This is a genomic window from Pseudoalteromonas sp. Ld19 (assembly GCF_045064135.1).
Lineage (GTDB): Bacteria > Pseudomonadota > Gammaproteobacteria > Enterobacterales > Alteromonadaceae > Pseudoalteromonas > Pseudoalteromonas aliena.
On sequence record NZ_JBISHA010000017.1, the window covers coordinates 419,285 to 445,101 of the forward strand.

19 protein-coding genes and 2 pseudogenes are annotated in these 25,817 nt (G+C 35.8%); 15 read left to right on the plus strand and 6 right to left on the minus strand.

Going from position 1 to position 25,817, the window contains the following annotated elements; translation table 11 throughout:
* From ACJJVZ_RS07115 to ACJJVZ_RS07150, 8 genes and pseudogenes are all read left to right on the plus strand, one after another.
* Positions 1-921: a flagellar motor protein MotB gene (locus tag ACJJVZ_RS07115; protein WP_077535886.1), complete on the plus strand. Its 921-nt coding sequence runs from the start codon at positions 1-3 to the stop codon at positions 919-921.
* A 160-nt stretch (positions 922-1,081) separates the two neighbouring features.
* Positions 1,082-1,573 carry a hypothetical protein gene (locus ACJJVZ_RS07120; RefSeq protein ID WP_405599317.1) on the plus strand — a complete coding sequence of 164 codons (492 nt, stop codon included), beginning with the start codon at positions 1,082-1,084 and terminating at the stop codon, positions 1,571-1,573.
* Between the two features lie 61 nt (positions 1,574-1,634).
* Positions 1,635-1,952 (plus strand): annotated as a pseudogene (locus ACJJVZ_RS07125) (toprim domain-containing protein); the annotation flags it as partial.
* Positions 1,953-2,027: 75 nt separating this feature from the next.
* Positions 2,028-3,353 (plus strand): tyrosine-type recombinase/integrase, encoded by a 1,326-nt coding sequence (locus ACJJVZ_RS07130; RefSeq protein WP_405599320.1) that lies wholly within the window; start codon positions 2,028-2,030, stop codon positions 3,351-3,353.
* Between the two features lie 4 nt (positions 3,354-3,357).
* On the plus strand, positions 3,358-5,154 hold the full coding sequence (locus tag ACJJVZ_RS07135) for a site-specific integrase (RefSeq protein ID WP_405599323.1): 1,797 nt from the start codon (positions 3,358-3,360) through the stop codon (positions 5,152-5,154).
* A gap of 2 nt (positions 5,155-5,156) precedes the next feature.
* The gene (locus ACJJVZ_RS07140; RefSeq protein WP_405599326.1) at positions 5,157-7,058 is read left to right on the plus strand and encodes a site-specific integrase; all 1,902 of its coding nucleotides are present in this window, start codon (positions 5,157-5,159) and stop codon (positions 7,056-7,058) included.
* A gap of 8 nt (positions 7,059-7,066) precedes the next feature.
* The gene (locus ACJJVZ_RS07145) at positions 7,067-7,531 is read left to right on the plus strand and encodes a hypothetical protein (RefSeq protein ID WP_405599328.1); all 465 of its coding nucleotides are present in this window, start codon (positions 7,067-7,069) and stop codon (positions 7,529-7,531) included.
* Entirely contained in the window at positions 7,528-9,456 is a 1,929-nt protein-coding gene (locus ACJJVZ_RS07150; RefSeq protein ID WP_405599331.1) for a DNA topoisomerase III, read from the plus strand. Before ACJJVZ_RS07145 ends, ACJJVZ_RS07150 begins: the two co-directional genes overlap by 4 nt.
* Positions 9,457-9,520: 64 nt before the next feature.
* On the opposite strand, the gene ACJJVZ_RS07155 is transcribed toward ACJJVZ_RS07150, so the two are convergent.
* Positions 9,521-10,711, minus strand: coding sequence for a response regulator (locus ACJJVZ_RS07155; RefSeq protein ID WP_405599333.1), 1,191 nt, complete (start codon positions 10,709-10,711; stop codon positions 9,521-9,523).
* Entirely contained in the window at positions 10,708-11,166 is a 459-nt protein-coding gene (locus tag ACJJVZ_RS07160; protein ID WP_405599335.1) for a hypothetical protein, read from the minus strand. Before ACJJVZ_RS07160 ends, ACJJVZ_RS07155 begins: the two co-directional genes overlap by 4 nt.
* A 248-nt stretch (positions 11,167-11,414) precedes the next feature.
* On the opposite strand from ACJJVZ_RS07160, the gene ACJJVZ_RS07165 reads away from it, so the two are divergent.
* Positions 11,415-12,529 (plus strand): IS3 family transposase gene (locus ACJJVZ_RS07165; RefSeq protein WP_405597496.1). Its coding sequence is split into 2 segments (ribosomal slippage): positions 11,415-11,667 and positions 11,667-12,529, totalling 1,116 coding nucleotides; the frame shifts between segments, so codons are not numbered across the junction.
* Positions 12,530-12,540: 11 nt separating this feature from the next.
* Here the strand turns inward: ACJJVZ_RS07165 and ACJJVZ_RS07170 are convergent.
* Complete coding sequence (locus ACJJVZ_RS07170) at positions 12,541-15,720, minus strand: hypothetical protein (protein WP_405599338.1); 3,180 nt, start codon at positions 15,718-15,720, stop codon at positions 12,541-12,543.
* Positions 15,721-15,744: 24 nt separating this feature from the next.
* Positions 15,745-15,993, minus strand: a complete 249-nt coding sequence (locus ACJJVZ_RS07175; protein ID WP_405599560.1) for a helix-turn-helix domain-containing protein — start codon at positions 15,991-15,993, stop codon at positions 15,745-15,747.
* Between the two features lie 152 nt (positions 15,994-16,145).
* On the opposite strand from ACJJVZ_RS07175, the gene ACJJVZ_RS07180 reads away from it, so the two are divergent.
* From ACJJVZ_RS07180 to ACJJVZ_RS07200, 5 genes and pseudogenes are all read left to right on the plus strand, one after another.
* Entirely contained in the window at positions 16,146-16,676 is a 531-nt protein-coding gene (locus ACJJVZ_RS07180; protein WP_405599341.1) for a hypothetical protein, read from the plus strand.
* Between the two features lie 494 nt (positions 16,677-17,170).
* Complete coding sequence (locus tag ACJJVZ_RS07185; protein WP_405599343.1) at positions 17,171-18,388, plus strand: hypothetical protein; 1,218 nt, start codon at positions 17,171-17,173, stop codon at positions 18,386-18,388.
* 35 nt (positions 18,389-18,423) lie between these two features.
* Positions 18,424-19,173 (plus strand): hypothetical protein, encoded by a 750-nt coding sequence (locus tag ACJJVZ_RS07190; protein WP_405599346.1) that lies wholly within the window; start codon positions 18,424-18,426, stop codon positions 19,171-19,173.
* A gap of 260 nt (positions 19,174-19,433) precedes the next feature.
* The gene (locus tag ACJJVZ_RS07195) at positions 19,434-19,736 is read left to right on the plus strand and encodes a hypothetical protein (protein WP_405599348.1); all 303 of its coding nucleotides are present in this window, start codon (positions 19,434-19,436) and stop codon (positions 19,734-19,736) included.
* A gap of 216 nt (positions 19,737-19,952) precedes the next feature.
* A pseudogene (locus ACJJVZ_RS07200) lies at positions 19,953-21,581 on the plus strand (DNA topoisomerase 3); the annotation flags it as partial.
* Between the two features lie 57 nt (positions 21,582-21,638).
* On the opposite strand, the gene ACJJVZ_RS07205 reads toward ACJJVZ_RS07200, so the two are convergent.
* Entirely contained in the window at positions 21,639-22,949 is a 1,311-nt protein-coding gene (locus ACJJVZ_RS07205; RefSeq protein WP_193156365.1) for a M20 family metallopeptidase, read from the minus strand.
* Between the two features lie 111 nt (positions 22,950-23,060).
* On the opposite strand from ACJJVZ_RS07205, the gene ACJJVZ_RS07210 reads away from it, so the two are divergent.
* Positions 23,061-23,918: a tetratricopeptide repeat protein gene (locus ACJJVZ_RS07210; RefSeq protein ID WP_405599350.1), complete on the plus strand. Its 858-nt coding sequence runs from the start codon at positions 23,061-23,063 to the stop codon at positions 23,916-23,918.
* Between the two features lie 892 nt (positions 23,919-24,810).
* On the opposite strand, the gene ACJJVZ_RS07215 is transcribed toward ACJJVZ_RS07210, so the two are convergent.
* Entirely contained in the window at positions 24,811-25,767 is a 957-nt protein-coding gene (locus ACJJVZ_RS07215; RefSeq protein ID WP_405599377.1) for a methylenetetrahydrofolate reductase, read from the minus strand.
* Positions 25,768-25,817 lie beyond the last annotated feature (50 nt).

A 25,817-nucleotide genomic window follows, 5' to 3' on the forward strand; every position in this document is an offset into this window, starting at 1 on the left:
ATGTCTGAGCAAGAGTGTAAATGTCCTCCCCCAGGGCTTCCAGCTTGGATGGGAACCTTTGCAGATTTAATGTCTTTATTGATGTGCTTTTTTGTACTCTTGCTTGCATTTTCTGAAATGGATGTACTTAAATTTAAACAAATAGCCGGTTCAATGAAGTTTGCATTTGGTGTACAAAATAAAATAGAAGTAAAAGATATTCCCAAAGGTACTTCTGTTATTGCTATGGAGTTTACGCCAGGAAAACCAGAGCCCACACCAATCGAGACTATTCAGCAACAAACAGTAGAAATGACTCAACAAATGCTTGAATTTCAGGCCGGTGATGAAAGCTCTGCAGGTGGTAGGCAAGAACAACGAGGTGATAAACGGGGTGGGGAATCTCGTAGTACCTCTCAAGAACAATCTTCTGATCAAGCAATCTCTGCTGCAGATCAAGAACAAACAAATGAACTTGTTAAAAAGATTGCTCAGCAATTAGAAAGGCAGATTATTGATGGTGCAATAGAGCTTGAGTCTTTAGGCCAGCAAATAATTATTCGCATCAGAGAAAATGGGTCTTTTCCTTCAGGCAGTGCTTTTTTGCAGCCTAAATTTAAACCCATTATTCAAGACATTGGCATATTGTTAAAAGATGTGCCTGGTGAGATAACAGTATCTGGTCATACTGATGATTTTCAGGTTTCGAATGAGCTGTACATAAACAACTGGGATCTTTCTTCTAAGCGAGCTGTTGCTGTAGCAAGCGAGTTACAGAAAGTATCTGGTTTTGATAAAACGCGGATGATGGTGGTTGGGCGAGCTGAAACAAGACCATTGGTGCCCAATGATACAGATGAAGATCGTCGTCGCAACAGGCGTGTAGAGATTTCTATTTTACAAGGTAAGGCAAAAGAGTCTGCACCTATTGATGTAAGATAACTTTACTTGGCAAATACGTTTATTTATCATAAAGTAAGTTTTCAATAACAAATGTAACGGAGTCAGCCATGAAGAATATCGATAAATTTAGTTATATGCCGGGTAATGGTAATGGTAATGACGATAATGAACCTGATAAAAAATAGGTGAGTGTAATATTTTGCCTGAATGGTTTGAAAGTATTACTAAGTTACTCGAAAATAGCTGGGTTTTTATATTAAGCCCTGCTATTTTTGTGTTTTACCTACGCAAAGATCACCTTGCATTACGCTTTGTGCTGGTTACTGCTGTATTCTTTTTTTATGGGGCGTTGATTAACGAACATTTAAAAGAGTTTGATAGCAGTACTTATATTTATCGTTATGTTATTTGGGCGTTTAATGATCTTGTTTGGATGGCTTTGATTGCCTATTTGGGAATAAAAGACAAAATTTATTTGTGGCAGTGTGTTATCGGTCAGCTTGTTGTTGTAAGTGCCCCTATTTTACAACTTTTCAGATTAGTTGATCGCCATTTATGGGAGCTTTCTTATAGTACATACATTTATAAAACCTTATTGCCATTTATTAATATAGGCACCGTTGTTGTTTGTTATCTACCGCTAGTTTATTTATTAATTAATAAGCGCAATACTGCATCAAACGAACAATAAAATTTATAGCTTTAAACTAATGTGCTAGACTACTGTTTATATGAACAGTGGTGAGCGAGCTATGAAACTCTATATTGCAGAAAAACCTTCACTCGGACGCGCTATTGCTGACGCGTTACCAAAGCCACATAAAAAGCATGATGGCTATATAGAAGTCGCTAATGGAGACTGTGTCTCGTGGTGTATTGGGCATCTGCTAGAACAAGCAGAACCCGATGATTATGATGAGCGTTTTAAAAAGTGGCAGTTTGAACACTTACCTATAATACCTGACCAGTGGAAGTTAAAAGCTAAAACCAAAACACGCAAACAACTTACTGTTTTAAAAAAATTGATTAAACAAGCTTCACTACTTGTACATGCTGGCGATCCAGATCGTGCACTGTTACGATATTTTGATGAAAATTCATCGTTACAATAAATATTGTTAAAAGTGTGAAATAGGATCTGGCTTATGAACTACATTTTATGGACAGTACCAAGTTTAACTATTGACCAAAAATTATCTAAGTCAGTTAACTCAGATACGGGTGAGATCAGCTTTAACTTTAATGGAAAAGGCCACGTTGTTCAGGATGTTGTATTGTTATATCAAGACAATGGTTTACCAGTTAGTGTTGTAAATAATTGGCTTATTTATCTAAAGACCTCTCTATATCGAAAAAGTGTAAACACTCAAGCTCAGGCATTACTACATTACTTTATCTTCCTAGATGAAATAGGGCTTGAGTGGGACGAGATGCCTATCACTTCAAGGAATAAACCTACGTATAAGTTCAGTAAACATCTTAAAGATGCGGTGAAGAATGGAGCTATTGCTAGAACAACAGCCAATAATTATTTAGGCTCAATTGTCAGTTTCTATAAGTTTTATTTGAGCAAAGGCTACGAGTTTATAAATAAACCATTTAACTACAAAACGATTAAAGTGAACGTTAATGGTGGGCATGAGTTTAGTAGAGGTAAGTTTGTCTTTGTAGACTCGACAGACATCAGGCTTAACCTACCTAGGGATAAAAGTAATTTTGGTATGCCAAGAGAGCTTGTTCCTTTGAGTGAACATGAATGGACTTTGGTCGATGAAATATGTCGTCAGGGAAAGGTAAATTCAAATAGTTCAAAAGGAGCTGCTTCAGTAAACCTATCAGAGGAGTTTAAGCTTGCTGTAGCTTTAGCACGACATACAGGATTACGTAGAGAAGAGATTGTTACTTTTAGATCAAAGTTTATTTATAAGCCAACAGCTGAGCAACTTCGTCATAAGTATTTAATCCATTCAAATGGCGTGCACATATCACCGCAAGAGGGAGTAAACACTAAAGGCTCTGGCAGCAGAACAATTGAGATGCCTTCATCGGTAATGCTTCAGTTACATCAATACATTAATTCAAAGCGTTACATAAAACGTAGAAAACTCTTCGAAGTAAATAACCCCAATGAATTAAACAATCCACCTTTATTCATTTCACAGAATGGAGATCATTACGCCTCTAGGACATTTAATGCTAGATGGTGCGAAGTTCGAAATACGGTAAAAGACAGGCACCCGAGTTTTAATCATAAGTTTCATAACTTGCGTTCAACCTATGCAGTAACTCGTTTGAAAGAGCTGTTAAATCAAGGGATAAAAGAAGGTGATGCTCTTGATTACATTCAATCTGTAATGGGACATAAGTCAAGAAGTACGCTTCTGCATTATTTAAAGTTTTGTCACCAAACATTGAAGGCTAATGAAGTTTATGAGCAAGCCCTTGATCTGGTTTTAAAGGTCGAGGAATAGGACTATGGCTTTTATCGGAAATGAAAAGCGTAAAGCTATCCACATTCAAAAAGATTTAGAACTTGATGTACTAGAAATTCCTATAGAGCAGATGACTCTAAAAGATGATAGCCATACTGCTTACTTTAGACGATTAGGTTTTAAAGGTTGCCCAAAGATTAAAACTAGATCTAGAGGGACGATCTTTGTTACAGATGGACAAGACATGGATAGATGGGAGAAGGTCAAAGAACTGTACTCTATCATGATAAAACTTGATAGACGCCCAAGAACTAAAATTAACATTTTTAATGCTATGGTGTCACTAATTCGACATTGTGATGAAAGAGAAATTGATGATTTTTATTCTGTAATAGCAGTGCGTAGTTACATTTCTAAGATGAAAAAAAGGTACCTCCAAGGCATTAAAGGAAAGACTTTGATGCAAACTCAAAATTCAATAAAAGTAGTTTTATCGGAGGTTAAACCATCTTTAATTGATGATTTAAGCAATGACTTTTTAACCTTTGCTAGCGATACCTCGCCTAGCTTGCCATACTCAGATGATGAACTAAAGAAACTAGTTAAAGCTTTATATAAAATTTTTAACGAATATAAGCAATGTGTTTTATTAGACATAGTGCCAGAAATACACCCGTTATATTGTAAAGAAACACTAATAAGAAATGGTAATTTTAATTACCACACTAAGAGCTCATGGGGAAAGAAGCTCCACTCTGAAAATAGCTATGATACTTGGCGTAATGATCTAATTAAGACTGCATTTTTTTTAACTAGTTTTTATACAGGTGCCAATGAATCAGCATTGCTTAATTTAAGGTTATCAGATATTTCAACAAATACGTTTAACCAAGTATCTGGTGGAAGCTTTATTTTAAAAACTATAAAAGAAAGGCAAGGTGGTAAAGAAAACTATCTTGAAATAGGATTTAGTAAAAAAGCTAAAGAGTTTTTTGAAACGTGGTTATTAATAAGAAAAATACTTATAAAACAGGATGCTGACTTTGTATTTCCACAATTGGTCAAAAATAAAGCCACAAAGAGTGGATCAACAAGAATCGCAACGACATTAAATAATACATTTGCTTTGCTTGGTCTTCCACTATTGAGCACACAGCGATTTAGAAAAACTAAAGCTACTTTAATAATGAGAGCAACCGAAAGCATTTTTTCTGTTGCTGAAGGCTTAAATAATAGTCCTGATACTGTTTCAAAACATTATTCTAATGGCGTACCTGAATTAATGGAGTTCTCGATTGCAGGAGCACTTGATGTTAGGCAGCGGACACTTCAAGGAGAGAGATTAGATGATGCGGTTATTAAAAGTGCTTATCACTTTAAAGATCCAGTGAGAGAGCAATTTTACCTAAAAAATGAATTAGATATCCCAAATGCTTTATCCAATGGACTCCGCTGTAAGGATTCTTTCGGTGAAAAAGCTAAGCAGCTAAAAAAATCACTCGTTAAAGCTGGTTTAGCTAAGCAAAAAAATAAAGTCGCGTGCCATAAGTTTTTAGAATGCTTTGGTTGTCCATATCATGCAGTTATTGCTGAAGTCGACGATATCTGGCTTATGCTATCATTTCGAGATGTAGTCCTTGAGGCCGCCTGTCAGCCATCAATTAATTCAATACCCACTACTATATTAATCAAGGTTACTAATACCGTAGAGTCAATTTTAGAACGGTTGAAGCGAGAGTTTTCATGCGTATATAAAAGTGCTGAGATGAAATATTCTGAGCTACCGCATCCCCTTTGGGCTAATAAAACGGATTTTGATGTTTTAATGGAGTTAAATTAATAATGAATGAGCTAACAAAGCCTCTAAACACTATTAATACTGAGCATCAAAAAGTAACTAATGTTGATAATAGAGTTATCTCTTACTCTTCAGATGGAAAACCATTTAGCCATTACAAAGATGATATTTGGTTAATTGTAAATGAAGACGTTAAGTTGAATTTTGGAAATCTCAGTGATGGATTTAAATCAGTTTGTAAGAAATTAATTTTTAAATTATTAAATGGTAATGATCTCGTAAGTAAAAAAAGTATAGGTGTAAAGTACATCCAAGCTTTTTCAATTTTTGATAAGTGCATAATTGATTGTGGTGGTGCTGACTTTACCTTTATAAATTCAGATAGAGGGTTTAGGGAGTTTATAAAAGTAGCCCAAAGTCGCAATTTAAAATACAAAACATGGAAAAACTACTTAATAATTCTTAGCATCTTAAAAAAAGAAGGGATTATTACCCGAGTAGTTAATAATGCTGATGAATTATCTGTTTTACTCTCAAATAGTCAACGAATTTCACATCAAACGATAGCTTTACCAGAAAATATAGCATCTAATTATTTTACAGTTGCATTAGATATTGTTGCTAAGTATCACCCAAGTAGAAAGATTATTAGTGATACATATGAAAGATTTATTAAGGATTATAATAAAAATATTGAGCGAGGGTATAGTGTCCCTACAGCTAGAGGCTACGCTCAAAAAAACTATCAAGTACAAACTAAAACTATAGATTTTAAACTGGATCTTACAGGGCAGTGGTTAAGCTTAATTCGAGCAGCATGTTATGTAGTCATAGCTGGTTTTACTGGCTGTAGAGATGGTGAAATTAAGTCTTTAACCAAAGAGTCTTATCAAGAAAAAAAATATGCAGGCATGACTATCCCTATCGTTAATGGGGTTCATACAAAAGTTAATATCGCTGGAGTAAAAAGAGAAACAAGTTGGGTGACTATTCCTGCTGTTAAACTAGCAATTGAGCTTGTATGGGATATCTATGAATTTTCAAGAAAAAACTGGAAAGCTCATGCTCAGACTTGCTATCACCTAGATGAGCAAAATAAAATGATTCAAGAAGCTGACTCCCTTTTTCTATCATATTCGCCCACAGCAAAATATCCTGCAGCTGGCAGGCAAGCAATTGATAAGTCATTAAAAAGTTTTGTTAAGGCTACCAGTTATAAAGCAACCCCCCATGATGTTGAGGAGTTTAATTTATTAAACCCTTCGAGAAAAGGGAGTTTAGTTGTTGGTGAAATACTAATTCCAAACCCACACTGCTTTAGAAGAACTTTTGCTGTATTCCTTGTTCGTAATAAACTGGCATCACTTTTAGATTTAAAATATCAATTCAAACACATCAACATAGCTATGACCTCTTGGTATTCTAACCAAGCTAATGTCGCTGGCTATTTCGATATGATGCTAGATAAAGAATTGCTTTTAGACATAGCACAAGAAAATCATGAGTTCATGACCGACACTTTTTATCATATTTATAATGAAGCAGAGTCTCTGTCTGGTACTGAAGGTAAACGAATAGCAAATTTACGTGGTGATGATCGAAGTACCATTTATTTGAGTCGTGATGAAATATCAAGGCAGGTTCGAGATGGCCAAATGTCCATAATAGAAACGCCTGTTGGCCATTGTACTAACCCCCGATGTGATCGTATTTGTGATGCGCCTGTCTGTAAGTATGCGGTTATCACTAAAGCTAAGGCATTAGAACTTATCCCCAAAAGGCAATTATTGATCACCAAATTTGAATCATTAATCGAGTTTGGGTTGAAAATGCCTAACATTTTGTCGAAGATCTATTATGAGATTAAATCGATAGAACAATGTTTTAAAGATCATAATATTACCTTTGATGTATTCAAACATGACATTAACCAAACACTTTTATAAGAGCACCTATGGCTGAACAATCAGATAGAGGCAGAGAAACGTTAATCAGGTTAGAGCAAGCATTAGATCGACTTATTGAAGGCAAGCCATTAAATACTAAACCAGATGGACGCATTAGCTTAAAAAGAATCAATGATGAAGCTGGCTTAAGTTCTGGTGGTATTTATTACTATTCAGAATTTGTCGAAATTGCTAATCAAAGAATTCAGTTACTAAAGCAAAGCTTAGCTGTCGGTAAAAGTGAAAAAAGTAAACAGACTGAAAGTAAGCTACGTGAGCAGCGCGACAAAGAAAAAGAATTAAAAGAGCGTTATAGAACGCAGCGCGACCAGATAAAAGCTTTTAGTGATCAAGTTGTAGCTCATAACGCTCAGCTTGAATTCACGCTTTTTGAAGCGTTAGAAAAAATATCTTTGTTAGAGCAGCAACTAGAAATATATAAAGTTAGTCCAATTACAGGTAAAAAAGTTTGAGATTGTTTATTGCAGAAAAACCAAGCCTTGGTAGGGCACTAGTAGATGTATTACCTAAACCACATAAAAAAAGTGATGGTTTCATTACCGCTGGTAATGGCGATGTTGTTACTTGGTGTATAGGTCATTTATTAGAGCAAGCTGAGCCTGAAGCATACAACCCGGATTATAAAAAATGGGCTGTTGAGCATTTGCCTATTGTTCCTAATGAATGGAAGCTTGTCGTTAAAAGTAAAACAAGAAAGCAATTTACAGTAGTAAAAACATTAATAAAAAAAGCCGATACGCTAGTTAATATGGGCGATCCAGATCGAGTTGGGCAAATCCTGATTGACGAAGTGATCAATCATTGTGGTGTGTCTAAAGCAAAAAAAACACAGGTTTTGAGGTGTTTAATTAGCGACTTAAACCCAGCAGCAGTAAAAAAAGCATTAAACAATTTACGTAAAAATACAGACTTCATTCCGCTTGCTACATCTGCATTGGCACGCGCAAGAGCTGATTGGCTTTATGGCATTAACATGACTCGCCTATGCACGCTACAAGGGCGTCAATCAGGCTATAATGGCGTGTTATCGATTGGTAGGGTACAAACACCTGTTTTAGGTTTAATTGTCCACAGAGACCTAGAGATTGCGAATTTTGTATCAAAACCATTCTATGAGGTTATCTGTACGCTTCTTACTTCAAAAGGTGAGGCGTATCAGGCTAAATGGAAGCCAAGTAAAGCATGTGAACCTTATATGGATGAAGATAATCGGGTGTTGTCTAAAGCGTTAGCATTAAATGTTATTTCAAAGGTACAAAGTAAAGCAGGAAAAGTAGTTAATGTAACTCAAGCAAAAAAAGCGACACCTCCGCCATTACCTTATAGTTTATCGGCTTTACAAATTGATGCGGCAAAAAGGTTTGGTATGAGCGCACAATCAGTACTTGATACGTGTCAGCAATTATACGAGCGACATAAATTAATTACTTACCCTCGCTCAGATTGCCGGTATTTACCTAAAGAACATTTGAATGATGTAAAGCAAGTCGTAGGCGCTATTGGTAAATCATGCTCAGCTTTAAGTGATGCCGCAAAAAATGCGAATCTTAGCCTAAAAAGTAAAGCGTGGAATGACTCAAAGGTAAGTGCCCACCACGCGATAATTCCTACATCAAAATCAACTGATTTAAGCCGTCTATCACCGACTGAAAATAATATTTATGAACTTGTTGCTCGCCAGTATCTTATTCAGTTCTACCCTCCGTTTGAGTATGTAGATAAGCAAATAGATACAGAAGTGTCAGGTGGTTTATTTATTTCCAAACAAAAAGACGTGGTATCACAAGGTTGGAAAGTTTTATTTCCTTCAAAACAAAAACCACAGGGGGAAAGCGAGTTTTCAGCGGTTAGTCTACCTAATGTTTCAAAAGGAGATGAAGTACATTGCCAGCAAGCCGACTTAATAGAAAAGCAAACTACACCACCTAAGTACTTTACTGACGCTACATTACTTTCAGCTATGACAGGCATAGCTCGTTATGTTACAGACACCTCAATCAAAAAAGTATTACGTGATACAGATGGATTGGGAACTGAGGCTACAAGGGCTGGGATCATTGAACTGTTATTTAAGCGTCAATTTTTGACTCGTAAAGGTAAAGATATAAGAGCGACTGATGTCGGTATACAATTAATTTGTTCTTTGCCTGAACGAATGACAATACCTGATATGACAGCACATTGGGAATCTCAATTAGAGGCTATTAGCCAAAAAGAAATTAAATACGCTCACTTCATGGAGCCAATTACGCAAAGTATAGATACGCTCATCTCTGAGGTTAAAACAGTTACATTCAACGGGTTAAAAGGTAAGGGGACGCCTTATAAGCCAAAAAAAAGTTTTAGGAAAAGAGCTGTAAAACTGAGTGAAATTTAGTTTTTGTAAGATTAAGCATATACTTCAAAGAAATATGCTTAATCTTGAAATTACAAAAGGGGTATTAATTATATAGCTTTTTATAGTGCTCAAAAATAAATTTGAACGCAAAAGATGCGCTTGTATAAGATGCATATTGATGCGCCTCATCACCTTTTTCACTGTCAGCAAAATCACAAATAGATTTAGCAACAAATGCTGGTGTATCAATTGAATCACAAGCTAATAGAAATCCATAAGACTCCATTTCTAACGCTAACATTTTACGATTACCCTCTAAAATCTTATCCATCAATCCAGAGTTTGCAATAACTTGAGAGCCGCAGGCCATTGGGGCTAAATGTACTTTAGGATGTGATTCACCGCGCCTCCCTTCCCACTCTCTATATATATCTTCGGAATATGGACATGTTACTCCATATGATTTGAAAATCCCGCGTAAATTTCTAGCAAGAGGGATTTGGTGTGGCTCAGGTAAAAAGTCAATATTATCCTTGTCACCAGTTATTTTTCCTGCACTCCAGTCCCAAACGTGATCTGCTACAACAATATCACCTAAACCTACCTTACCTTTAACTCCAGCACAAATACCAGACATTATCATTAAGCGTGGATTAAAATGAAAACTAACTTTGGTAGTAATAATTGAAGCTGCTGAAGTTCCCATTCTTTCACTTGCAGTAGCTACTACTTTGATTTTATTCTTTTGCTTATCAACAAACTCAGAAAAGTAGTAGGTATGCCCTTTAATATTTATTTCTTCCCAATTAGGGTTGTTAATCTTCAGTACGGCTTCTAATTCAGTATGTTCCAAAGCTGTTATGATTGCTACATCAGCTGAGTATTGCTGTGTGTTTTTTGACTTTGATATGTATTTGTTCAAAAGAATTTTTGACCAAACTTCGTAGTCAGAATTAATATTGTAGAGAGGCCATCCAAACTGTTCAAAGTTTCCTTTCAATTCTTCAAAATTTGAATCAAACGAGGTAAGTCCAATTACATAAGCTGGTGCTATAATATCATCTGAATTTTCAATATGAGATAATAAATCTATCCCTCCAGAAGGGGATATGTCTCCGCCATCGATATCTGGGATTTGAATATCAACGATGACGATATCATAAAACTCATTTTCTAAAATCGTCTTTGCTTCAAAAGCACTCACGCAGCTTTTAATTTCCGGCTTATCAGCACCAAAAACGCCATGTATTTTTCTTACTTTGTCATAGTTATCTTCAACTATTAATATTTTCATTTTACAACCTTCTTTAAAAGCTTTTTAAGCTCATTTTTCCATGCTGATGAACTAACTTTAAAATATATAGAGCCCTTAAATACTTGAGAATGATCTTCAAATAACCTTTTAGTAAGCTTTGAGAGTGATACCTCTTTTCCTTCAGAGTCAAAGTTATCAAATTGTGTTACAACGATTACAGGTATAGACATGTCTAAAAGTGACATGTGTGATAAAAAATCCTCTCCAGCATAGCTTTCTGGAGTTCCTCCCATCGGGTCTTTGTCTGATATATCAAAACTAGGCATACTCATGTCTAGAATTATTAATTCAATACCTTCGTTTTCATCGAGTGCAAATAAACCACTAGCTAAAGACTCTGATTTAAAAATCTTAGGCTTTTCAAAGTAATCATTGAGACACTCTACTATTGCATCTGATTTATACTTGTCATCTTCAACTATTAGTATTTTCATTAAAAATAATTCCTGCACTTTTATCTATAGAAAATGAAATGATGAATTCATTTTTGTTTATATACTTTAATTCTACAGTTTCATCAGAGAAAAGGTCATGCTTTAAGATGCTTTTTACCTTTGCGATTCCTGAACCACCTTCTTTCTGGAGTAAAGATTTTAGCTCTTTAGTTGATAGGGTAATCCTCCCTAAAAATAATAGATGCCAAATGTAGAATTTTCTCTTATTGTAAACACAGGAGAAAATTATGAAAAAAGCACATTTTACAGACAGTCAGATCCTTGCCATTTTAAAACAAGCAGAAAGTGGCGTACCTATTCCTGAGCTATGCCGTGAACATGGCATGGGCAACTCAACCTTTTATAAATGGCGCGCTAAATACGGCGGCATGGATGCGTCTTTAATGACACGAATGAAAGAGCTTGAAGATGAAAATCGCCGTTTAAAGAAAATGTATGCTGAAGAGCGGCTAAAATCTGAGGTCATTCAGGAGGCAATGGCAAAAAAGTGGTAAAGGCTTCTGAGCGCAAAGTCTTGGCACATGAAGTCGTTAGCAAAAATAAAATGAGTATTGCCTTAGTCTGTCGTACTTTCATGATAAGTGAAACATGCTATCGCTATACGCCAAAACTATCTGATGAAAATGAGAAAATTGCAGCGTTGCTATTGGATTTAAGCCAATGTCAGCGAAATTGGGGATTCGGTTTATGTTTTTTATATTTACGCAATGTCAAAGGCTACACATGGAATCATAAGCGCGTTTACCGCATTTATCGTGAGCTTGAGTTAAACTTGCGGATCAAGCCTAGGAAACGCTTAAATAGAGATAAGCCTGAGCCATTGGCAGTACCAGAAACCATCAATGAATGCTGGTCAATGGATTTTATGCATGACCAATTAGCGGATGGCAGAGCGTGTCGGTTGTTTAATGTCATTGATGACTTTAATCGTGAAGGGCTGACTATTGACGCTGATTTATCACTGCCTGCTGAACGTGTGATCCGCTCGTTAAATCAAATTATAGAATGGCGCGGTAAACCAAAAGCTATCAGATGTGATAATGGCCCAGAATATATTAGCAAGCAACTAGCGCAATGGGCGTTGAATAATGATATCGAATTACGGTTTATTCAACCCGGTAACCCGCAACAAAATGCTTATGTAGAGCGGTTTAATCGAACGGTTAGGTATGACTGGCTAAGTCATTATATTTACAGTGATATTAGTGAGTTACAAGATAAAGCTACCGATTGGTTATGGACTTATAATAATGAACGCCCTAACATGGGCATAGGTGGGATAACACCCATACAAAAACTGGAAAAGTTAAACAACGGAAATTCTACAGATAGCCTCCATTAAAAATGGGGGGATTACCATAGTCTTTCTTTGTATTTTTCTAGTCTCAAGTTTTCAGTGTCTATATCACCCAGAAAGTTTGCGTTATTTTTGATAGAAAAGTGGATTAAGTTATTGTCTTGCGAAGCCGCAAGGGATATTTTTAGTTTTCTTGATTCTACACTAGAGTATTTTATTGCATTACTAAATATATTATGTAAAAGGTCTACTAGTGGTGACAGTAGTTTGTGGGGTACTGTAATTTCAGTAACTTTCGTAGATAAAATCGATTCAGTGCTAAGCATTGTTTCCACAATGTCGGTTACGATATCAAAAGTATACTCTCGCTCTACATATGAATGGTCAATATCAAACCAGCTATTTACTATATTTAGCTGATTAAAAACTAAAGGGCGGCATTTTTTTATTTTATTAAGAAGTAAGGTTGAGTTATGAGCTTTAGATTCACTTATTAATTTTTCTATCTTCAACTCGAATTCATTAATTGCTACTTCTAATTCTTCTTTTAGCTGCGAACTAATTAAAGTTTGGATGATTTGTGAGCCGTTATTTGTCTGCTCTATTATCCAAGTCTCGACGGTGTCCCAGGTCTCATTTATTGATGGAGAAGTGCCTAATTTTTTTTGGAAATTATGTAATGTTTCAATCTCTATAAGGTAGTTGAACGCACATTTGTTATTACCTTTGCCATTTGCACATATTTGTACGTTCTTATATAGCAAGTTATTTACTGACTTTGTTATTCTCTCATTAAATTTAATCTGCTCAGTTAGTAGGTTATTTAAAATTGATGGTTCTATATTTTCAATAGGAGATAAAAATTCGTTGTCTTTTCCAATTTTATCATCTGATACAATTCCTTCATTGATGAGAGGACCTAAAAGTGTTGAGAAAAAAGTCTGATGCCTTATGCGTGTGCTTAAATACCCATTTAATCCTTTAATTCCAAAACAATACTCTTCTACTATACATTTTGTCAGAGAAAATAGTGCCTTGGCTTTTTTATCGTCGCCAATTTCTAGATAAGCTTTAACCTGATTAGACATAAGCTCAATATAGGGATCGGAGATTTTCTTTTTGCTAAGTCTTTCTATTGCTAGATCAAGTTGTTCTTCAATCTCAGAATGTTCTAAATTTATATTAATGTATTCATCAAAGTAGTTAATATAATCATCCCATGTGTTAGTTCTAACAAAGTCTTTATCAGCATAAACTTTTGAGCTAGATACATGTTGTGCTGCATCTTCAAGAACCTTTCTTTTTGAAAGTTCCTTTGTTTCAAATACAAGTTTATCTATGTTTGATAATTTTCTAGATATTAATAAATTACATATTTTAATACGCTCATCATATGCGTCTGTCTGATACTTGAAAAGCATGCTTTTGCATAAAATATCTCTATTGCAAACATGTTCTAAAAATATAATTGTTTTTTTATCATCATCAGGAAATGATAATTCGCTTGGTCTTTTTACACCACAATCTCGAACATACTTCTTTAATGCAATTGCTCTTGCAGATTTATTTATGCTTGTATCTTGTATTTCCCTATATAGATATAAGCATAGAGGGATTAGTATTGATTTTATAGAGTTTACTTCTTTTACCACTTTGTTATATAAGCTATTTATCGAAAAGTACTTAAGTGCGTTTGGTTTTTCTAAATATAAATAAAAAAAGTGCTCAATTGCATCTAGTGTTCGATTGCAATTCACTAATGTTAGTAAGTAATCTTTATTCATTTCATTATCAAGCGCTATACCGCTTTTTTCATATAGCTCTATCGCTTTCTGATTGTTTCCGGATAGGAGCATTTTTCTAGCGAAATACTTAACATTTTTAGGTGAAAGAGTCGTTGTTTTCGATGAATATTCTTCAATTGAATTATATAAATTAAACGTTTCACTATATGGCATTTGACTTTTATATAGCTCAGTCATTTCAGCTTTGCCTAACAGATCTGCTAATTTAAAAGCTGTCGGAATATTCGAAAACTTTGTTGAAAAAAAGCTTCTTTCTTTAGTGGTTTCAACCGGAAAGGTTTCATTATAAATTATTTCATTAAGAATCAGGAATTTATAATTTGTTCGTAATAAGTGACATATACTAGAAAGTACGTTGCTGGATTCGTTAAACCGCTCAGCTTTATTAAAAATATCAGCAAGGAGATTGTAAATTTTTTTATAAAAAGTATCTTCTATGTATCTATAGCCTATGTAAGATAATGACTTTGAGCACAAAGTTAGAATTCCAATATCGTTAGGAGCGATATTTTCACATAGATTTACTACATTTAAGTATTTACATTTGCTGTATTCATCTACAACTTTTAACTCTTCATTATAATCTAAAAGTTTTATTTCTTTGTGTTCTGATAGTTTAAAAGATTCATGCTTTATATCTTTTAAAAATTTAATGCTGAGCTTTTGTATATCCTTGTCAGTTGATTTTTGCATGTTTTTTAAGCAGATTATTTCAAATGCTTTATATAGATCAACCAAGGTGCCTCTTAATTCAAATTTTAATACCCTGTAAAGGTCTAGCTCTAATCTGGGATTAAAACCAAAAGTTCTATATTTAATAAATTCATGAGTATCGCTAGTATCTGCAGATTTATTATATTCGCTAATTAACTCGTTATGCAGGCTTTCCTCATTAAAACAGTTAGACGCGAAGTCTTTACAATAGTTAAGTAATATAGACGGAAGAGAGCTTTCTTTTAATGTATTTGGAATTTGATATTCTTGTTCACGCTTATCAATTGCTAAAACAGCTATTTTTGAAGCTTCCCCCCAAAAAGAAAACCCAAACTGAGTATCGATTAAGCGAAGGTTCTCAAAAGCATTAGTGTTATGGTTAGAATATAGGCTTCTGTTAAATTCTTTTTCTTTTTGAACAAACTCTTTAACTTTTAATATATTTCTCTCTAAGATGCCTAAGCACAAATAGAACATGTCAGAATCAGTTACATCGACTAGAAATTGTGGAGAATCAAAGTCTTCTACCTCCTCAAATTTTCTTGTTTCAACTTGTTTTATAAAGGAACCCTTGAAAGGTATGTGGTCTAGGGCAACTTGAAAAAACTTAGATAGAGTTTTTTTTGGAACTTTATCGAAGGCATTAAGGATAATATTATTTGGATTCTGAGAAGTTCGAATTACACTTTCTATAATGTTCGGCTGTTTATGTCTCACGTACTTTCCTTTTATTAGTCATTCCTATTGACACTTAAGTTTTTTTATCAGTTTTTGTTTTTCTTCTAAAGATAAGTAATCAATTAAACAAGCCAACTCTGCTGATTCAGCACTATCGCAAAATAGATAATTCAATGGAACACCTAGCTCATCAGCCATGCGCTGTAATGTTTGTATGTCAGGGGTGTGCCTATCTTTTTCATAATGGTTCATTCTGCTACTTGCTGAACTTTGATCCATGCCAATACGAATACCTAATTCTTTTTGAGTCATGTTCGCTCGCTTACGAGCTTCTTTAAGCCTGATTGGAATAGGGTTTGGTTTAGACACTTAGCTTTCATCTTGTTCACCTGAATAACTTAGATTGTCTAAGTTTTACTTATATTAGTATACTTAGCAATCCTAAGTTTTATTTGTGACCCCAAATGACTAAAGCAATTAAGCTCAATGAAGATATCTATCATCTTTTAGTAGAAAAAAATTTTAACCATTTCACTATCACTGCACTGCGCAATACTTTGCTGGCGCTTAATGATACTTATAAAGATCCAGATGAGGCTAGACGCTTTATTTATAGGCAGGTGATGCGCTTGGTTGATAAAGGTTTGCTAGTTAGGGATGAAAACACAAGCCCGAAACGTGCTCAATATAGTAAAACTCCGTTATTTAAAACATCAATATTCACTAGAGTAACCAATGACTCGACTGCAAGCCTTTCACAATCTCAAGTTATAGATAAAAGCTTTAACAATGAGCTTCATGACGCTATAAAAGCACATGAGTTAGAAATGACAGTACTAGTTAGTGAACTTGAAGAATATAAGCGGCTTATAAAGGAAAAGCCTAACTGCCATGATGCAATAGTTGTTTTTTTGAATAAAGGGCAAGCACGCCTGCTATCAATTAAGGGAAGGTTAGCAGCATTGAATAATATCCAGCAAGCTGTGATAGAGTAATAAAGTATATAATTCTTTGCAATTTATAAAGTTACCCATTTTTTAATTGGGTGTTGCTTATTTAATATTACAATTAACAATATGACTTGCTTAGTGATTCATTTGCATGTAAATCTAACTTTGGATTGATTTCAGCAGAACAGTGCAACGTAATACTTGGCTGTACTTATGATATTTTTGGAGGCCTATTCTGGCCATATAAATAGTATTTCCGGTGATGAAAGTGACTAAATTGGAGTTCGAGGAAGCAGAATATGGTTAATAAAGCTTGTCACTTATAAGTAACGAACAGTATTGAGCCTTTTAAATGAGAAAACACAACCTCAAAGTTGTTTAGGGCGGTGGTTTAGAAAGTGGCACAAGGGTTTGTGTTGCTGAAGAAGCATTAGGCAATGAGTCATTATTGATTGGTAACGTATACGTTATAAGCGTCCAGAAATCTAAAATTATCTAGTTGGAATAAACAAATGATATTTGATTAAACAGAGGGAAATATGGAAAGTCCAGTATTAGTTCAAGACAAGGCTTCTTTGTTGAAAGCAATCGGCAAGTTTTGTGATGAGCTGGAATATCAACATGGAAATAAGCATCGAATAGGAGAGCTGATGACCGTTGTAGATAAGTGCCTTTTCTATAACAAGTTCAGTGAAAATCACGATGATCAAAAGTTCCATATTTATATAAAAAGGTTTCTTGGTCAGGTTATATGTGTATGTGAGCAATCTTTGATGTTCTTTATTTGTTCGGAAATATCAAACTCTGTTCAAGCTAGGCCATTAGCAGCTATAACCTTACAGTTATTTCACGAAAAGCACTATACAGGTAAAGTTTACATACAAGAAAGAGCCTTACAATTAACTAAGGAAGAGGTTAATATTTCTTTTAATAATCTACAGGATTTGTTTGTAAAGAGGTATGACCAAACAGTTGGTGCTCATATGCTTGACTTTGGTGTAAGCATGTTTTCAGCATTCGAGAATTGTATAACCCATATTGCGGAATTTTACCAAGATGAAATGACCGAAAAATATATGCTTAGCCGAGCGAAGAAGTACTCCAAATATCTGAAAAAATATGAAAGCTCAACGAGTGAGGAAGACAAGAAGAATTGGATTTCAAAAATGAGAAATGTACCAGGCGACTTCCTTTCTTTTCCCGATAAATTTAACTTTGTTATGAATAAAGTTAAAAGCAATTACTCACGGGATTACAAAGAAGATTGCAAGCTTATAGATTTTCTAAGGGCTTCTCGTAATACTGTTCATAATGGTGGGGTTCATAAAGGAAATACACTAGGGTTTACATACGAAGATATATCTCATCAACTGGTTAAAAATAAGGCTCAGAGTCACAACGATTATAACGATTTTATAAAGTTGTGCGCTGTATTAGTTGATATATATTGCGCAATAACTGCTTCGCTAAATGGTGGTCTTGAGCAAGAAGAATCTATGAAGTTAGAGTGCTTAATTCGATTGAAAGCTGTGGGTGTTGAAATTAATGGAATCGAAACGCTTTACCAATATCTTAAAACAGAAAATTGGCGTACACAACTTATTTTCTGTGGATCGATTGTCCGTAGAGAGGTTGTTTCATTTACAGTTAAATCAAGTTATAACCCCACATCAATAAGTGCAATTCTACGCCAATATGGCTTTGATGATAAGTCGATAGATAGATTTATAGGAAATGGCTTAAAAGTTGTCGATTAAAGAGTGGAATATTGAAAATAAGGAAGGTCGTTTAAGTGAAAGATTCATTCGGAATATGGCTTGATAGAATCCAAAAAATCATAGAGGTACTTCGTCCAAAATTCTACAATAAACTAACGTGGTTAATAGTAATTAGCGGCTTAAGTATTATGTCCAAGCCTCTGTGGTTAACGCTAATTAACATTGCCTTCGAAAAAATGATTGAATTCTCAATAACAGAAAACTCTGATACGGCTTGGGGATTTGCTCTTGTCGTAACAGGTTTGCTTTACCATCTTATCAATACAGGCCTTTATGAGTTTGTTATAGCTCGAAAAGGAGATGCCCTAAATCAAAAAAAAGAGGTGCATGACACTCAAGTGTTTAAATCTCTAGATGAAATGATTGATGAACCGTATATCGAAAATGTATTTGCTCATATGCATACAAGTGACGCAATTTTTTTGGATGATTTTACAAAGCTCAGAGATTTTGTTGTTTATGCATCAGAGTCAAGAAACCAGTTCTTGACCCAAGAGTTAAAGCTAAAAACTCAGTCGTTTTTAACTTCATTGGAAGGCCTTCTTTGTTTTATAAACAAGGAGTTTGATGAGTATCCATACGGGCAAGATAAGCTAAACTTTAGAATGTGTTTAGCCCCACAATTGAATTGTGACCGAGGTGGCTCATGGGAAGATGGGCCTAAATATGATGTATTGGTTCGTCAAATGATGGATTTGTCAGCATCATTGAATGATTCGTATAAAAATTGGCGTTTGTCTGTGAAAGAAAACCTAGCTATCTAAGTTATAAAATGTGTTGGAATATAATAATGTTCAAAATTAAAGTTCTTACTCCAAGCGACACCATCAAGTTTTGGTATGTGAAAAGCATTAAAAGAGGCAGCAAAAGTTTCGCAGGAACAACTGACATATCGGATGTAAAAACTTATAAAAAACAAAACCAGTTAACGCACTTTTAGATTATTTTTTAGTAAATGGCATAAACTATGTACTGCTAGATACAAACAGTGATTGAGTACTGAAAACTAAAAAGGGATTTAATTATGTGGGCGGTTATAAAAGTAGATAAAGCATTGATGTTCTATAACTTTCAAAGGGAGCAGTATGAGGTTGTTAGTGATATAAAGTTTGCTCATGCAAACGAGCTTGAAAGCACAAATGGAATATCCATGACTATTGGGGGGTTTACAAAGATTGTTCTTGACCATGATACTAGTGTTTCTACATTGCTTAAGTCTAATATTCCTTTATTCCTAACAAAAATAGGTGCTAGAGAGGCGGCCAAAACAGCCAACTTAACTGGCTACACATACATTCATTTTGATGTTAGTAAAATTCAATTATAAAAGAGGTAGATTAATGACGTTACCTGAATTAATTGACTATACAGTGGTTTAAATAGTTAAAGCATACTGTGTAAGTGTGAAAATTAGTGTTATTTACTGCTTGTTTTTCAGTCTTTTTATTACATAAAAATTTGAAAAGTCGGGAAAAGATGAAATTTAAAATAGTTAATATAAAACAATTGTTTAAACATTTTATAAAAAATAACTTGTAACATTGATTGTGAAGGCCAGCTTTTAGTGGATCAAGTAATAGAAGAAGCTAAAATAAGTCAGGCTAAAAAGCAGAGTACGCAACGTTTACTCATTAGTGATTTAAATTTGTCCGCAGTAAAAAAATCACTGGGGACTATGCGTTCTAATCGAGATTTTATCCCGTTAAGTGTATCTGCTTTAGCGCGCTCTCGTGCTGATTGGCTATTTGGTATGAATTTAACCCGCGCATATACATTAGCGGGGCAAAAAGCAGGATTTGGTAATGTGCTTTCGGTAGGGCGAGTACAAACCCCTATTTTAGGTCTTGTTGTTAATAGAGATAACGAAATAGCAAACTTTGTATCTAAGCCTTTTCACGATGTACTGGCGCATTTACTTACTCCAGATAACCAGCCATTCATAGCTAAGTGGGTTCCTAGTAAAGCGTGTGAGCCACATCAAGATGAAGAAGGGCGAATACTTAACAAAGCACTCGCACAAAATGTTGCTTCACGTATTACCAAGCAAAGTGCTGAACTTACTGCGCTTGAGCAAAAACAAAAAAAACAAAGTGCGCCGTTGCCATATAATTTATCTGCACTGCAGATAGATGCAGCTAAAGCATTTGGTATGCCTGCTCAAAATGTGTTGGATATTTGCCAAATACTTTACGAACGCCATAAATTAATAACCTACCCACGCTCTGACAATCGTTATTTACCTAAAGATCACCATCAAGATGCATCCTCAATTTTTAAAGCTATAAGTGCTAATGGTGGGCAAAGTACCGAACTGGTAAATGGAGCTGATGCAAAAAAGCGTAGTAAATGTTTTAACGATTCAAAAGTGGCTGCTCATCATGCCATTGTGCCTACGGCTAAGCAGTTAAAGTCAGCGAGTTTGAGCGGTGATGAAGCGAAGGTATATCAATTAATAAGCCGCCATTACCTAATTCAGTTTTATCCCGACTATATATATAACGAAACTAAAGCAGAGATAACAATTGCTGGCGGATTATTTAAAGCAAATGCAAAACAAGATGTAAGCTTAGGCTTTAAGGTATTAATGGGTAAGTCTGAATTAAAAGATGAAGCTACGTTACCTCCTTTGACAAAAGGTATGTCTCTTTTTTGTGAGCAAGGCGAGGTAGTTGAAAAGCACACATCTCCCCCTGCTTATTTTACCGATGCGACATTGCTTGCAGCTATGACCGGTATCAGCCGCTACGTTAAAGATCTACAAATTAAAAAGATATTAAAAGACACGGATGGTTTAGGCACAGAGGCAACACGTGCAGGAATAATAGAGTTGTTATTTAAACGACGTTTTTTAAAACGTGAAGGTAAGTCAATTAGAGCGACCGAAACGGGACTTGCCCTTATTAGCGTATTACCACAAGGTTTAGCGAGTCCTGATTTAACGGCAAAGTGGGAATCGAGCCTAGGTGATATTGCTCAACAGGCAATGAGTTATCAGCAGTTTTTACAACCGTTACTTGCCGACTTAAATGGCTTTGTACAGTTGGCAGCAAACTGCGATAGTAATGTATTTGCCAAGCTCCCTAAAGCCTCACCTAAAAAACGTTTTGCTAAACGAGGCGGAAAATCGACCTTTAAAAAGTCGGATTATAAAAAAAGCTCTGTTGCTAGTTAGCTACAGAGCCATTTTATTAAACGATATTACTTAATATTGAATTGGTATTACATCAGATTACTTATTAAATAAAGCAACCGCAGCGTTACTCATTGCTTTTATTCCGGTAGGAATGGCAACTTTATAATCAGGTGCAAATTTACTAGAGTGTAGGGAAGGGAGTACCTCGCCTGTTTTTATTGAATCCGCGTATTGTGCTTGGTTTACACCACCTAGCCAAAATAAGGTGATAGGGATATTTTCATCAGTGCGTCCGTATAGGCCAAAGTCTTCACCCGCCATTACAGCTTGTGTTTCAAGTACATTAGTATCACCAATTGCGCTGGTAATGGAGTTTCTAACAATGTCTGTTTGTGCAGGGTTATTATAAGTAGATGGAATAGATTCATCTTCATGTACATATACTACAGGGTAATTTAATTCATTTAAGCCTGCACTTTGTGCAATACCTGCCGTAATTCGTTTAATTGCTGCTATTTGAGCACTTCTAATATTTGGGTTATAGCTTCTTAGGGTGAGTTGTAATTTTACTTCATCCGAAATCACATTATGTTTTGAACCACCATGAATAGACCCAACCGTAATAACAGAAGGCTCAAGCGGTGAAAGCTCTCGGCTTGTGATTGTTTGCAGAGCAAGTACAGTGCGCGCAGCTATAACAACAGGATCTATGGTTGTATGTGGATAAGCCCCATGACCGCCTTTGCCCTTTATTGTAATATCGACAGAGTCTACACTTGCCATAGTGTATTCGTTTTTCATTGATATTTTGCCGGCAGGAACACTAGCACTTACATGTAAAGCAATAATATGATCAGGTTTTGCATATTTACTAAAGAGTCCTTCGCTTAACATTGCTTTAGCTCCACCGCCGACTTCTTCAGCAGGTTGTGCAACCATCATTAAAGTGCCTTTCCATTGAGCTTTATGTGCTATTAATTGCTCAGCAGTACCAATAAAAGAGCTCATGTGAATATCGTGGCCACAACCGTGCATTACACCGACTTTCGCACCATGCTCGTCTATTACTTTAACTTTTGAAGCATAGGACTTTCCTGTCTGCTCTATAATAGGTAAGCCATCGGTATCAGTGCGGATCATTACTGTTGGACCATCACCGTTTTTGTAAATGCCGACAACACCAAAACCACCTACATTACTTGTTACTTTAAAACCCAGCTGAGCTAATTTATCCGCTATTTTTTTACCCGTTTCTTGTTCGTGATAAGAAAGCTCTGGCGATTGGTGTAAATCGAGGTAAAACTTTTCTATAGCTGGCATGGTTTTGCTTAAATTCAAATCGAGTCCATTTGCCTGTATGAATGGGCTTGCCAATAAAAGTGCTGCACTTAAGTAAGTTAGTTTCATGTTTTCCCTCATTGTTGAATATGTATACCGAGTGATTTAGGTATATGACTTGTAATTATTATGTTCACCACCATATAAAAACCTAAATAGATGAATATGGCAATCAATTCAATGAGCAACATAGTTAGTATTAATGCGCAAAACCTTCAACAAGTACTCGGTGAAACATCACAGCAAAAATTGGTGTTGCTTAACTTTTTCTCTCCTCAAAGTCCTGACTGCATTGGACAGGCTGCAATTTTAGATAAAGTAGCGGCTGAATATGCAAGCTATATAGTAGTAGCAAACCTAGATTGCGATGCAGAGCAAGCGCTCGCTTCTCAACTTGCGCAACAAGTTGGTCTGCAGACACTGCCTACGCTTGTATTATTAAAAGACTCTGCACCAGTAGATCTACTTGCAGGTGTTCAAAGTGAGGCACAAATACGCGAAGCTCTTGCAAAGCATTTACCTGCGCAACAAGACTTACTGCTAGAACAAGCAAAGCAAGCGTTGTTAAGGTCAGATTTAAATGCTGCATTTAATTATGCAAAGCAAGCTTATAAAATAGACAGCACTAACGCACGCATCAAATTAGTGCTTGCAGACATCTGTATTCAAATTCATAAAGTTGATGAAGCGCAAGCGCTTATAAATACAATAGATGCACAAGAGCAAGATGCTTACTTTAATAATATAAAAGCAAAATGCGAAGCTGCGCTTGAAGCAAAAGACTCACCAGAGATTAAAGAAAAGCAACAACAAGTAGAAAAGTACCCAAATGACTTAGAATTAAAAGAAGAGCTAAGTATTTTACTCAATGAAGCGGGCAGAAAAGAAGAAGCATTAGATATACTATTTACAGTGCTGCAAAAAGATCTGAATTTCAATGAAGCAAAACCAAGCTTTTTAGCCATTATTGCCTCTTTACCCGATGGCGATGCACTTGCAGCTAAGTATCGTCGCAAGTTATATAGTATTTTATACTAGGGCGTGTTGACCTTTGTGGATTGAAATTTGTTCAATCTAGGGGCGATTTAATCGCGGCGCGAGGTTTGTAACCTAGTGGGCTAAGTAAAAACCGAGCAACAAAGAGTTAATCGCCCCTAGAAAGAACCCAAAGGGCAGCGCATGTTTGGTATCTATGCTGCGTTATCGCCTATTTATGGGGAACAACCACACATCACAGGCTCTGTCTTGCCTAAATATCAAACGTACTGCTGCAAAATCAATCACGAAAGGTCAACACGCCCTAGGGTCTGTTGCTCTTTGCGGATTAAAATTTGTTCAAACTAGGGGTTGTTTAATCGCGGCGCGAGATTTGTAACCTAATGGGCTAAGTAAAAACTGAGTAACAAAGAGTAAATAACCCCTAGGAAGAACCCTTTGGGTAGCGCCTGTTTGGCATTAATGCTTCGTTATCGCCTATTTATGGGGAGTAACCACACACCATAGGCTCTGCCTTGCCTGAATACCAAACAGGCTGCTGCAAATTTAACCTTGAAAGATAAAGAGGCCCTAGATTCTAATAACTATTACTTTTGAGAAGCACCTAGATAAGGTGCTTTTTGCATTTTTAAGGTTCTAATTAAAAGCTTTAGTATGGTTTAGCTATGTAAAAACAAGAGTTATCAACAGGGGTTTGTGGGTAACGTGTGCTTATCGTGTGCGCTTGCTTGGGGCTTAATTTTAATTACTATTTTATGTAAATAACGCTTGCGTAAAATCCGCCGCTCCCTATAATGCGACCCCACTGAGACGGGAAAGGTCAACGCCTAGCGAGACCCAAACTACTCAGGGTGTTAAGTAAAACTTAGTGTTGATAAATATAACGTTTACCAAAATTAAGTGTTGACAAAACCCCGAACCCCGAACCCCGCAATTAAGCTATCAGTTTCTCCGCAAGGTTAAGCTCCATTGTTGCTTTTAATAAACGATATAAATTAATAGACGCATCTATTTCTTCTTTACGATTGGTTAAGCTTTCAATATTTAAACCCAGTGGCACACCTAAGTGAGCACAGCTTTTTAAAATCGAGTCGAGGTTTTCGCGACAAATACGCACTGATTCGCTTAGTGTATTTTCCGAATCAAGCATGCGCCATTTAGTTGCCTCTGGCACTGAGATACCTAGCCACTGCATAAACTCTAAGGTTTTTTCACCACCACAAGGCGTAAAGGTCAATATGATCCGATTAGGTGTTAGGCCTTGTGTTTTACATGTGCGCGCATAACTGGTTATTAAATCTATGGTTGCTTGTGCATTGTAAACGGCTTGAGAGATAAAAAACTGGCACCCTTGTGCTGTTTTTTCTATTAAGCGTTGGTGCTCGTTGCGCTTATTGGCATGGCGCTCAGCAATGGTTACACCACCTAAAAAGAAATCATCTGATTGCTCAGCCAATGCTTTATACGCATCTGGCAGACTTAGCTTTATATCACCTATCGATGATGGGCTACCTACTAAAACAACATTTTGTAAATCGTAGTCGTTTTTAGTTTCACTTAGCCAATCCTTAAATTCGCCTACGCCACGCTGTGCCACACTTTTATAAGTAATTACATCTTGTGCAGATAAATTACGTAGTAAATGGCTGTATTCACGTGGATCAACGGTTTGTTTAAACGCAAATGGACGGGCTTGATTAGTTCGGCTGCTTTCGTCTTGAATGTCATAAATAATCACACCGTCATATTCAATTTCGTGTAAACGGCCTAATAACTTTTCGGCAATGATTTTTAATTGCGCTTTATCAGTCCCAATTTTTGGCGGTGTTGTGCCAATTAGGTAAACACCTTGGTTGGTGTCCTGTATTTTTTCTTGAAGTGATAAAGCCATAATCCCCATTCCAGCTAAGTTTGTTCTGATGGATTTAATATAGCAGCCAT